The 11,472-nt window shown below is 46.1% G+C and carries 10 protein-coding genes; 7 read left to right on the plus strand and 3 right to left on the minus strand.

The window, feature by feature from the left end; all coding sequences use genetic code 11:
• Nucleotide 1: 1 nt before the first annotated feature.
• Entirely contained in the window at nt 2-1,831 is a 1,830-nt protein-coding gene (locus tag IPL34_RS09350; protein ID WP_296841056.1) for an ATP-binding protein, read from the minus strand.
• 351 nt (nt 1,832-2,182) lie between these two features.
• Here IPL34_RS09350 and IPL34_RS09355 point away from each other — a divergent pair, with 351 nt between their 5' ends.
• The 7 genes from IPL34_RS09355 (at nt 2,183) to IPL34_RS09385 (ending at nt 10,305) form a co-directional block, all read left to right on the plus strand.
• Complete coding sequence (locus tag IPL34_RS09355; protein ID WP_296841059.1) at nt 2,183-2,485, plus strand: hypothetical protein; 303 nt, start codon at nt 2,183-2,185, stop codon at nt 2,483-2,485.
• A gap of 51 nt (nt 2,486-2,536) precedes the next feature.
• Nucleotides 2,537-3,880 (plus strand): hypothetical protein, encoded by a 1,344-nt coding sequence (locus IPL34_RS09360; protein WP_296841062.1) that lies wholly within the window; start codon nt 2,537-2,539, stop codon nt 3,878-3,880.
• Nucleotides 3,881-3,957: 77 nt separating this feature from the next.
• Nucleotides 3,958-5,112, plus strand: coding sequence for a hypothetical protein (locus IPL34_RS09365; protein ID WP_296841065.1), 1,155 nt, complete (start codon nt 3,958-3,960; stop codon nt 5,110-5,112).
• A gap of 10 nt (nt 5,113-5,122) precedes the next feature.
• On the plus strand, nt 5,123-7,684 hold the full coding sequence (locus IPL34_RS09370; protein ID WP_296841067.1) for a molybdopterin-dependent oxidoreductase: 2,562 nt from the start codon (nt 5,123-5,125) through the stop codon (nt 7,682-7,684).
• Nucleotides 7,685-7,696: 12 nt separating this feature from the next.
• On the plus strand, nt 7,697-8,455 hold the full coding sequence (locus IPL34_RS09375; protein WP_296841070.1) for a 4Fe-4S dicluster domain-containing protein: 759 nt from the start codon (nt 7,697-7,699) through the stop codon (nt 8,453-8,455).
• Nucleotides 8,448-9,221: a molecular chaperone TorD family protein gene (locus tag IPL34_RS09380; protein ID WP_296841072.1), complete on the plus strand. Its 774-nt coding sequence runs from the start codon at nt 8,448-8,450 to the stop codon at nt 9,219-9,221. The genes IPL34_RS09375 and IPL34_RS09380 overlap by 8 nt, the downstream gene beginning before the upstream one ends.
• Nucleotides 9,222-9,231: 10 nt before the next feature.
• Nucleotides 9,232-10,305 (plus strand): 4Fe-4S dicluster domain-containing protein, encoded by a 1,074-nt coding sequence (locus tag IPL34_RS09385; protein WP_296841075.1) that lies wholly within the window; start codon nt 9,232-9,234, stop codon nt 10,303-10,305.
• 20 nt (nt 10,306-10,325) lie between these two features.
• On the opposite strand, the gene IPL34_RS09390 is transcribed toward IPL34_RS09385, so the two are convergent.
• On the minus strand, nt 10,326-10,559 hold the full coding sequence (locus IPL34_RS09390; protein WP_296837418.1) for a hypothetical protein: 234 nt from the start codon (nt 10,557-10,559) through the stop codon (nt 10,326-10,328).
• Nucleotides 10,560-10,605: 46 nt separating this feature from the next.
• The gene (locus tag IPL34_RS09395; protein ID WP_296838856.1) at nt 10,606-11,463 is read right to left on the minus strand and encodes an IS4 family transposase; all 858 of its coding nucleotides are present in this window, start codon (nt 11,461-11,463) and stop codon (nt 10,606-10,608) included.
• Between the last annotated feature and the right edge of the window lie 9 nt (nt 11,464-11,472).

An 11,472-nucleotide genomic window follows, 5' to 3' on the forward strand; every position in this document is an offset into this window, starting at 1 on the left:
CTTAATAGTCCTCAGCTTTATGATCTGCATCGGGAAAGGTTAGACGAAACACCGTGTGACCTGCTTGATGGGCAATGAGTTGAACGCTTCCATGATGTTGAGTGACTAAGCTACGCACAATCGTTAACCCTAAGCCAGAACCCATTTGCCCGATGCGCCGACTAAAAAAGGGATCAAAAATACGTGAGACAATTTCTGCATTAATACCAACCCCCGTGTCTTGCACTTCAATCAGCACCTGATTGTCGAGTATTTCAGTGCGTAGAGTCAAAAGCCCTCCTTTAGGCATGGCATGAAACGCATTTTGTACCAGATTTAAAATAATCATGCGTAGATCATTATCGGCCGCCAAAATACGTGGCTGTTGAGGAGCAAGCTCCAATACCTGTTCAATCTGCTGTTGTTCACGCTCAAAATGCAATAGGGATAGGGTCTCAATAATAACGCTATTCACCTCCACTAATTCGATATGATTACTAGAGAGTGTACCCAGTTTCATGAGCCTACGGGTGACTTTTAGACATTGATCTACTTGTTCGTCCACTAAATGCAGATAGTCTTTAAGTTCGGTGATGGTTTGTGGAGTATTGTCATCTTGATTTAATAAAGTATCGCTCGCTTGCAGTGCGATACGTACCGAGGCTAGAGGATTATGAATTTCATGCGCGACTCCTGCCGCTAGCTCGCCTAGGGCTGAAAGTTTTTGTTCGTGTGAATAATGCACTGCCTGTTCTAAGTCTCGAATCGCTTCAACTACCCAAAGCGCATTGGCGTGTTGAGCAGGTGCTTTGAGACGTGCTGCATAGACCTCTGTATTTAGAATACTACCGTCAGGGCGTTGAATCGTTTCAATAAATTTGAGGCTAGGTTGCTCATCACTCAAAGCCGCTAAGGGGCAAGTGCGTAATGAGGGCGGGCAGGGGCTATCGCGTTGATAGGTAATAGCATAGCAATAGTGTTGGCGTAGTAGTTGAGCATCAGGGTATCCCGTTTGTTGGGCATAGGCTTTATTAGCCACAATAATTTTATAATCCTGATCAATTACACGTACCCCGTCTGGCACACCGTCAATAATGCCCTGCAAAAACTGTTCACGATCTTGTAAGGCAGTATGGCTGGTTTGTAAGTGCTCGGCCATATGATTGAAAGTATGGGCCAGTTGCGTCAGCTCATTATGACCTTGGACGGTAACACGCGCTTGTAAATTGCCTTGTGAGAGCAAAGTACTGGCTTGATGTAATTGCTGAATCGGGTTCAATACATGGCGGCGCATAAACCACCAGCTTGCACCCGCACTAGCCGTGAGCGCTATAAAACCAGCCCCTAGTAAAAATAATAAGATTTGCTCGTTTTTTTGGCGTAGAGCATTCACCTCATGATCCACGACTAAAATGCCATTAACGGGGTGCTGGGTTAGCTCACCATGACAGCCTATACAAGCAGGTTGGTTAGGTACAGGATGAAAGGTGCGCAAACGCGGCTCTTGATTAGGCAAGGTAATAAATTGACTAATCGGTTGCAGCGGCAGGTCTTGAACCCGACAGTGAGAGCAAAAATGTTGAATAATATCCGCGCGTTGTTGCCCAATTAGCTCCTTATCAGAGGCAAAGCGTACCTCACCTTGAGGGTTAAGAATCAATACCTCTCTAATTTGGGCTTGAGCGCCTAAATCAGTCACCGTTTCCTGTAGTCCTACTAAATCACGCCGTAGCATGGCGCGTTCTAAAGCCGATTTTAATAATAAACTCACTGAAGCGGAGGCTTGCGTGCGCTCTTCAGTCAGTTGGGCTTGATAAAAATAGAAAAACAACACCAAAAATAAGATTGACACGCTTATCAAAATGCTCAGCAAAAACGTAATAAACCGCTTACTGAGTGTTGAGCTAGACGAGGTGTTAGCCATTGAAAAGGGTAGAGTCATAGGACAGGTTATCCCGCGCTAAAAAGCTACAGATAATTCTTAAGTATAATCCTATTATGACATTTTGTCTGAATTTTAAATGTCATGCCATTTTGACATATTTATTATGACAAAATGGCAGCATTTGAAGGGCTTATATAGAGCCAGCGCTTGGTTACTTTTGATAAAAATTAAATTAAAACAATAATTTATAGTGATTTTTATTGTTTGGCATAGTTGGTGCAGCGTAAGGGTGTACGCGTCATGTAAAGGATCAGGATTATGCCAATACGTGTGTTAATGAATAGAGTCTTAGTAGGCTTGTGGTTGTTTTCGAGTTCAACATCGATGGTCAATGCAGTTGATTATATTGCAGGTCTTCAGCCCTCTCAGCGTCCTGATCAAGCACCATTACTAACTGAAGTACAAAAAGAGGCTACTTGGTATGCCCACGCTCTTAAAGGTGTGGAGCCGCCTTACCCCTATTCCTTGCGCTTTTTGGAGGATCAAGGTTATTGGTTTACTCCCTTCAATCATGCAGGTATGACACCGCCCTACGATTTACGTGCTTGGCATTCTAAGTAGCTAGTCTGAATTCTTTATCTTTGCTGTGACCCCATCTTTTAGGAGAGATTTATGAAAGCATTATTAAAAAAAGTATTGCCTTTAATGGTTAGTGCTGTGTTGCTTGTTCCTGCTGTGTTTGCTGATCAACAAGGCATGTCAGGCATGGGTGGAATGAATGGTATGTCGGGAATGGGCGGCATGTCTGGCATGCAAGGGATGCAGGGCATGGGCGGCATGTCTGGTATGCAGGGCATGGGTGGAATGAGTGGCATGCAAGGGATGTCTGGTATGGCAGGACAGCCAGCAGGAATGGTGTGTGCTAGATGGGTACCTGCTCAAGCAGGGATGCAAGGCATGCAGGGTATGGGTGGCATGAATGGCATGTCGGGCATGAGCGGTAATCAGCAAGGTATGTCTGGAATGCAGGGCATGGGTGGCATGTCCGGCATGAATGGCATGTCAGGAATGGGCGGTATGAATGGAATGTCTGGAATGAACGGTATGTCAGGAATGGGTGGCATGAATGGCATGTCCGGCATGGGCGGTATGAATGGTATGTCCGGCATGGGCGGTATGAATGGTATGTCTGGAATGAATGGCATGTCAGGCATGGGCGGTATGAATGGTATGTCTGGAATGAATGGCATGTCCGGCATGGGTGGAATGAACGGCATGTCAGGAATGAGCGGTAATCAGCAAGGTATGTCGGGAATGCAGGGCATGGGTGGCATGAACGGTATGTCCGGTATGAATGGTATGTCTGGAATGGGTGGAATGGGTGGAATGAACGGCATGTCTGGAATGAACGGTATGTCAGGCATGGGCGGTATGGGTGGAATGAACGGCATGTCAGGAATGAGCGGTAATCAGCAAGGTATGTCGGGAATGCAGGGTATGGGTGGCATGAACGGTATGTCCGGCATGAACGGTATGTCAGGAATGAATGGTATGTCAGGAATGAACGGTATGTCAGGAATGAATGGCATGTCAGGAATGAACGGTATGTCAGGAATGAACGGTATGTCAGGAATGAACGGTATGTCAGGAATGAACGGTATGTCAGGAATGGGTGGCATGAACGGTATGTCTGGTATGGCAGGCGCTCCGGGCGAAGGTTGGGTTTGTGCTGAATGGGTTCCTGCACAGCAAGGCATGGGTGGTATGTCCGGCATGCAAGGCATGGGTGGCATGAATGGTATGTCCGGTATGGGCGGAATGTCCGGTATGCAAGGCATGGGTGGCATGAACGGTATGTCAGGAATGGGCGGCATGTCTGGTATGCAAGGCATGAATGGTATGTCAGGAATGGGCGGTATGTCTGGTATGCAAGGCATGGGTGGCATGAACGGTATGTCCGGTATGGGTGGCATGTCCGGTATGCAAGGACAAAATTGGACCCCTCCTAAAAACTAATGGACTGTTACTCATAACCTATGAAGCTACAGACACGTACCTTGGTGTCTGTAGCTCTTGATTAAGGGAGTGTTATTATGCATTCAGGTACGGAAAGGTGGGCTTTACTGTCCTTATTAGTGGCGATGCTTTTGGGTGTAGGAGGTATGGCGGCTATTGGCATAAGCCTAATAGTGGGCGAGAACAAGACACCAGAAGTCTTAATGAGTCCCGCCTCTAGTTCGTCATGGGTCACTTCTACACCTAGTCTTCCTATTGCATCAAGTACACAGACCAATAGCGCTACAGTAGCTAATACCGCTAATGCTACAGCTACTGTGACCACTACGCCTAATGCAACGGTAACACCTCCTACTACCCCAGTTGCAATAACTCCTGCTACGACTACACCAATTCAGACTCCAGTAGCTAGTAATACAGTGGTTAGCCTCTCTCCTGAAGAGGTAGCTCAACAGACCCAAATAGCTACCGATGCTCTATTAGCCTCAGTGCCTAAAGAGCCTATTACTATGAATTATGATCAGGCACATTATGATCCTATCCACTTTAAGCCTGCTATCGATCAAGCGACTAATGCGGATTGTTTGAAATGCCATCAAGAAGTGCTTACCACTAAAGTTCGTGATAGCTCGCCAGCGGGATTAAAAAAGGACGCTGTTCTTGCGTGGTATCAAACCCTAGATACTTATCAAGGTGAGCAAATGACCTTTCACCAACGCCACCTGACCGCCCCTTTTATTAATAAAGTCGCCAAAATGCGGTGTACTACTTGCCATCAAGGTAATGATCTCCGTGAAGAAACGGGAACAGGTTCAGCAGACGGACAAGGGAATTTAACAATGCGTAAAATGGTTAGTCCGCAAGTGTGCTTAATGTGTCATGGTCAGTTTCCTAATGAAATTATGGGATTACCCGGACCTTGGCATCAAAGCGGCGCCACCTTCCAAAATAATTGTTTATTATGCCATGCCACCATTCGCACCACGCGCCATCAAGTCAATTTTTTACATCCTGATGTGATTGAAAAAGAAGGTGCTGCTAATAGTGATACTTGTTATGGCTGTCATGGTGGACGGGCTTGGTATCGCAATAGTTTTCCTTACCCGCGTCATCCTTGGGCAGGTAGCGGTAATGTCATCCCTGATTGGGCAAAAGACCGACCTACTGAATCCGATTATCGCTTTGTAATTCAAGGTATGGCTCCATTACCCGCTACTTCAACTAAACCCTGAGAAGCCAGCCATGACTATTTTAGATTGGAAAGATAAATTAAAAGCGGCTTTACTAATGGATCGCCGTACCTTTTTAAAGACTTCTGCTTTAGGTTCTGCTGCGATTGCAGCAGGTGGATTAACGGTAAAACCTAAAGAAGCTCAAGCCTTTGCTTATGCGCCATATCCTCGTGATGATGATTTAACTACAGTAGTCACCAGTTGTGCTCACAATTGTGGTTCACGGCATATGCTCGTGGCGCATAAAAAAGGCGATGTGATTGTGCGTCTCTCTACCGATGATGGGCGCTATCAAAAAGGCGGTGAGGTTGGTAAGGACACCTTTGAGGAGCCGCAAATTCGTGCCTGTTTACGTGGGCGTTCTTATCGAGCACGGCTTTATTCTCAGGAGCGTTTACTTTACCCCATGATGCGAGTGGGTCAGCGTGGGGAAGGAAAGTTTAAGCGTGCTTCATGGGATACAGCGTTGGATTTTGTAGCGGGTAAGATGGAGGAGCTGAAGGCTAAATATGGTCCAACTGCGCTGCTTGATCAATCTTATGCCGGAGCTTCTTATGGGGTACTGCATAAATCGGATCAAATTGAAGGTTTATTAGGACGCTTTTTGGGCATGTATGGTTGCCGTACTAGCTCATGGTCGGTTCCTTCCTATGAGGGTACAAAGTTTAGCTCGCGCATTACCTTTGGCACGATTGAAGATGGTAATGAGGACGATGCGTTTGCCCATTCTAAGCTCATTATTATGTGGGGCTGGAATCCGGCTTATACCTTTCATGGCGGTAATACCTTTTATTACATGCGCATGGCTAAGCAAAAAGGCTGTAAGTTTGTTTTAGTTGATCCCCAATATACTGATTCAGCCGCTGCGTATGATGCGTGGTGGATACCGATTCGCCCTAATACCGATGCAGCAATGATGGCAGGTATGGCACATTATATCTTCACGAATAATCTGCATAATCAAGAATTTATTAATAAATTTGTGCAGGGTATGGATGAAGGCACTATGCCAGACTGGGCAAAGGGTAAAGAGAATTTTAAAGATTATATTTTAGGTAAATACGATAACACTCCCAAAACCCCCGAATGGGCTTCTGCTATTTGTGGCGTATCGCCTGAAGATATTAAAAAGCTCGCTGCTCTCTACGCTAATACTAAACCTGCGGCACTAAAAGCGTCATGGGCTCCCGGTCGTAATGCTTATGGTGAGCAGTACAATCGTATGGCAGCGGCTTTGCAGGCTATGACGGGAAATATTGGCGTACTAGGCGGTTGTTCTGAAGGGATTGGTAAAGCATGGCATGCTGAAGGGGTGGCCTATCCTTATGATGAATTTGCCAATGTGTTTTATGAATCGATTAAATCAGATCGTTGGGCGCATTGTGTCCTCAACTACCCCAATGTGAAGCGCGAAGAGATTGGTTTATGGCCAGGTGGACAAGCAGGGGATGGAGTGATCCCCAATATTCGCGGTATTTTCTGGCAAGGTTCGGATTGGTTTAATCAATTAACCAACATTAATAAAGAAATCGAAGCCATGAAAAAATTGGAGCTAGTGGTGTGTAATGATTCCACTATTACTCCATCGGGTTTATATGCCGATGTACTGCTACCCGTATCCACTCACTTTGAGCGTCATGATGTAGCCTTACCTTGGTATAAAGGTCACTATTATATTCACCGCCCTAAAGTCATTGAGCCAATGGGTGAAAGTAAAACCGATTTTCAAATTTATACCGAGCTTGCATGGCGCTTAGGGGGTGAGCCGTTTGGACGACGTTATAACCCTAAAGCTAATCGTGATTATTTTCAAAATCCTGATGAAGTCGATGAAACCTATCTACGTGAATGGTGGGAGCATAAAGTTATGGTACATCAGCACGTTGACATGTCTTGGGAGGAGTTTAAACAACATGGTGTGTATAAATTCATTCTGCCTCGCCCCCATGTAGCCTTCCAAGACAATGTAGAAAAAGGCACACCTTGGCCCACTGCTTCCGGCAAGATTGAAATTTTTTCTGGTCAACTAGCTCAATATGATGACTGGACTAAGACGGCCTATGGTTATGAAATTCCGGCGATTCCTAAATGGGTTGAGCCTTGGGAATACTTAGGCGCTAAGGATAAAGTAGAGCGACATCCTTTCCATTTAATTTCTCCCCATCCGCGTTGGCGTACTCACTCGATTTTTAACAATATTGGTTGGTTACGTGAGACTTACTCTCAAGAAGTCACTATTAATGCCTCTGATGCTAAAAAGCTAGGCATTAAAACGGGTGATACGGTGGAGGTGTTTAATGATCGCGGTCGAGTGGTTGTGCCTGCTTATGTGACGGAGCGTTGTATGCCCGGAGTATTAGTGATCCATGAGGGGGCTTGGTTGGATTTAGATGAGAATGGAATTGATCGTGCAGGAAATCCAGACTTTTTAACCCTAGATAATCCTAGTCCAGCGGGGGCGTTTGCCTATAACACCGTGCTCGCCAGCATTAAGAAAACCGATTTATCTCATAAACCCGGTTGGGATCAATTAGCGACTTCGCGTAGCCACGTATTTCGGCGCGATCTTTAAGGGAGAATGATCATGGCAAATGAAGTAGTTAAAGATCAAGGCGCTATTAAAGAAGCTATCGTCCGGCGCAAAAAGGAGGTGTATACGCCTGTCAAGCCTGCTCAACAATTTGGCTTTATTCATAATAATGTCGATTGTATTGGGTGTCGTGCCTGCGAAATTGCGTGCAAGGACAAAAATGGCTTGCCTCCCGGTCCGCGTTTTCGGCGGGTAATGTATGTGGAAGGTGGGACTTATCCGCAGGTGTATGCGTATAAGGTCAATATGTCCTGCAACCATTGTGCCGAGCCTGCGTGCTTACCGACTTGCCCCACAGGTGCGATCTATAAGCGTGAAAAAGATGGGATTGTGGATATTGATTCCAGCCTTTGCATTGGTTGCCGTCGGTGTGAGGCGGCTTGCCCATTTGGTGCGCCTCAATTTATCCCTGAACAGAATATTGTGTCTAAATGCAATATGTGTGTGGATGAGATTGATGCAGGGCGTAAACCGTATTGTGTGCAAGCCTGTATGATGCGGGTATTGGATATTGGTCCAATTGACCAATTACGTAATGGTACTTATGCGACGAAAGCGCGTGCCGAGCATGAGACTGTAGTCGGACAAGTGAAAGGTATGGCTGATCCAGAGTTGACCCATCCCTCGATTGTGTTTGTAGCACACAGCCAAGGTATAGTGCAGGGTACTGCACCACTAGGTAATGCACCTACGACACCTAAAGCAACCCCTGTTACTCCTGCCATACCTACCGTAGGTAAAACTAATGGTTAATCATTTAGAGGATGAGTGGGTACAGGGGCAGTTTTGTCAGGTGGTAGCCACTGATTTACGCCTATTAGCTGATTTGCATGCTAGTGAATTAACACCTGAAAGCATGTCGGAGTTACGAGCCATCGGCTTCCCTGAGTTATTGGCTTTAAGCAGCTATGATCATGCCTTGATTTTAGCAATGCAGCAATTAAGTGCCAGTATTGACGCATGGCCGATACCCACTCCCGACCATGTAGTGGATGATTTGGCTGCTGATTTTGCGGATATTTATCTTAACGGTAGTTTACATGGTTTACCCAATGAGTCGGTTTGGTTAGATGATGAGGAGCTGACCTGTCAACAACCGATGTTTGAGGTGCGTGAATGGTATGCGCGTCATCATTTAGCAGTTCCGAACTGGCGTAAATTACCGGATGATCACTTAGTCAATGAATTGCTATTTATAGCGTACTTACTGGATAAAGTGGCGTCAGATCAAGACAGTGATGTATTGGCTGAAATCGCTCAATTTATGGATGAGCATTTACTGCGCTGGTTATTGCCTTTTGGCAAACGGGTAGCCGCTCGGTGCGCTACCCCTTTTTATGGCACATTAGCGCTAGTGACGGCTTTATATGCCGAGCAATTACGAGAGCTGATTGCCATGATTTTAGGGAGTGCTCGCCCTAGTCATGAAGAGCAAGAGTTACGCTTACGAGCGCAAGCATTAGCCGCTAGTGAGGTCCAACCCTTACGCTACTATCCGGGTAGCGCCCCCAGTTGGTAAGGATAGTCTCATGGTGTCATTGACTTGGTTGCGACAGCTTCAATCTGAATGGCACATTCCCGATATTATCCCTGAGCGTTGTGTGCATCAGCATTGTGAAATAGCCCAATGTACCCGCTGTGTTGATAGCTGTCCCTTATCGGCTTGGAGCTTAGATAAAAGTGGGCTAAAGCTTAATGTGGCGACTTGTGATAGCTGTGGGTTATGTGTAGCGGCTTGTCCACAACAAGCATTAGCACAAGCTCAATACCCGCTACTAGGTTTAATCAATCAGCATAAATCATTAATAACCTATTGTGAGCGTTATGAGGGTTTTAAAGCAGGTAAGGGACTCGTTCCTTGCCTGCATGCTTTAAGTTTGAGCACATTAGCGCATTACTATCACCTAGGTTATCGGCACTTATATGTTTTAAGCGGTGCGTGTGAAGCGTGTCAGCGTTTCGGCAAGACGCCTACTTTGCAGCAAAATGTTAATACCTTGAATCAATTGCTAGAAAGTCGGCAGAGTGAGCCTATCCAGCTTCAACTAATCGATCATAAAACACTCAAATCCTACCGTAAGCAACTAGAGTCTGTGCAAGCTGATCAGGCTGCTATTAGTCGTCGCCAGTTTTTTCGTCAAGCCGTGAGTGTAGTGGTGGAAACGGTAGAACAAGGTGAGCTACCTTCGGAAACCTTGAGTGCTGCGGTGATCTCTTGGGTAGAACTACTGCCTAATAATGCACTCAAGGGAGTTCTTTTCCCCTATGTACCTCGTATTGAAGCGCAGCGCTGTAATGGCTGTGATGCGTGTGTGAGATTGTGCCCACAACAAGCTATCACACTCCATAAAGAGTCAGATAGCTTAGCCTATGAAATGAAGGCAGAGCGCTGTACTGATTGTGGACTTTGTGTACAAGTATGTGATCAGGGGGCGATAAGGTTAGAGTACTTACAACCAGCGCCTGAAAATACTCTCTTACAGACTAACTATTGCAAGGCTTGTGGCAGTCCCTTTCATTATCCTGCCGATCAAACCGAGCAGGATTATTGCCGGATTTGTGCTAAGAAAAATCATCATCGCCTATTATTTCAAGTGTATTAGCTCTGTACACGACAATTCGCTTAACTCATTGAATCTTTTTCAAAAGAAAATCGCCTGAGTTTCATCCGTCCATCCTCGATCGCCATGAATTGTGGTGGACAAAGGAACAGAAGCAGCAGCCTAAGCCTATCCACTTTTTCCCGTACCCTTCCATTCAATAAATCGGTCAAGTAGTCCAAGCCGTAACGGAAGACACTTTGCTCTTTGCGTCCATGTTTTTCGTCTTCAAAGGCTTGACGGCTTTTTCCTTCCATTCGCCGACTTTGTGCGCCCAACAGAAGCCAATGGCAAGCAACGCCATCATCTTTTTGATGCGAGGGGTTTGGTGAAGTGAGTGGCTTCCATGTGAAAACCACGCCCTTTCAAGCATTGGAACAGGTTTTCAATTTCCCAACGTAGCCGATAAGTGCCAATGGGATCAGCCGTGTAGTGGTTGCTGGCGATAATCAACAACTCACCACTGGGCAGCTTTGAGCCACTGAGCCAAACCCATTCCCCGCTAACGTCGCGACGGTGACGGAGAACGCGCCGTTTACCCGGCTTGAGGTTGGCAAACAGCGAGCGGACATGCGCCTCTTTTTTGTGTTTGTCGGTCATCAACTGATTACCCTTGATACGAATCAAGTAGGGAATCTCTTTGGAAGACAACCACTTCCACCATTGACCACCAATAAACTCACGGTCAGCCAACACACCCAAGATGTTGTTGCGCCCGAATTGGCTGATAAATCGTTGCAGCAGGGCAATACGTTCACGTTGGTTAGAATTACCGCGTTTGTTCAACACCATCCAGTAAACGGGGATAGCCGCACCTTGGTAAACAACCGCCAAAGTCAGGAGATTGAGGTTGGATTTGCCCCATTTCCAGTTGGTTCTGTCGAGTGTGAGGTAGTATTGTTGACCACTAAAGGCGAACATTCCCATAAGAAAATGGGCAATGTCATTGTAATTAAAGAACACTTGGCTAAAAAAGCGTTGCATCCGTCGATAGCGGGAACCAATGTCGGTGTCAGAATCTATGTGTACCGCCAACAACGCCAAATTCATTTGTCGCGCACTCAGCAAGGCCTGCAGCATTCCCACAAAACAATCCAAACGGGGCTTGCCCCAACTCAAGTGGGCTTTTAAACTGTCACGTAGTCCATCGCTCAGATCCATTTTGCTCTC

It is taken from the genome of Thiofilum sp., from assembly GCF_016711335.1.
Taxonomy (GTDB): Bacteria; Pseudomonadota; Gammaproteobacteria; order Thiotrichales; family Thiotrichaceae; genus Thiofilum.

Coding starts and splice junctions, on each gene's coding strand:
- IPL34_RS09395 (WP_296838856.1), bottom strand. CDS start 11,463: ATGGATCTGAGCGATGGACTACGTGACAGTTTAAAAGCCCACTTGAGT.
- IPL34_RS09375 (WP_296841070.1), top strand. CDS start 7,697: ATGGCAAATGAAGTAGTTAAAGATCAAGGCGCTATTAAAGAAGCTATC.
- IPL34_RS09390 (WP_296837418.1), bottom strand. CDS start 10,559: ATGGAAGGAAAAAGCCGTCAAGCCTTTGAAGACGAAAAACATGGACGC.
- IPL34_RS09365 (WP_296841065.1), top strand. CDS start 3,958: ATGCATTCAGGTACGGAAAGGTGGGCTTTACTGTCCTTATTAGTGGCG.
- IPL34_RS09370 (WP_296841067.1), top strand. CDS start 5,123: ATGACTATTTTAGATTGGAAAGATAAATTAAAAGCGGCTTTACTAATG.
- IPL34_RS09355 (WP_296841059.1), top strand. CDS start 2,183: ATGCCAATACGTGTGTTAATGAATAGAGTCTTAGTAGGCTTGTGGTTG.
- IPL34_RS09385 (WP_296841075.1), top strand. CDS start 9,232: ATGGTGTCATTGACTTGGTTGCGACAGCTTCAATCTGAATGGCACATT.
- IPL34_RS09360 (WP_296841062.1), top strand. CDS start 2,537: ATGAAAGCATTATTAAAAAAAGTATTGCCTTTAATGGTTAGTGCTGTG.
- IPL34_RS09380 (WP_296841072.1), top strand. CDS start 8,448: ATGGTTAATCATTTAGAGGATGAGTGGGTACAGGGGCAGTTTTGTCAG.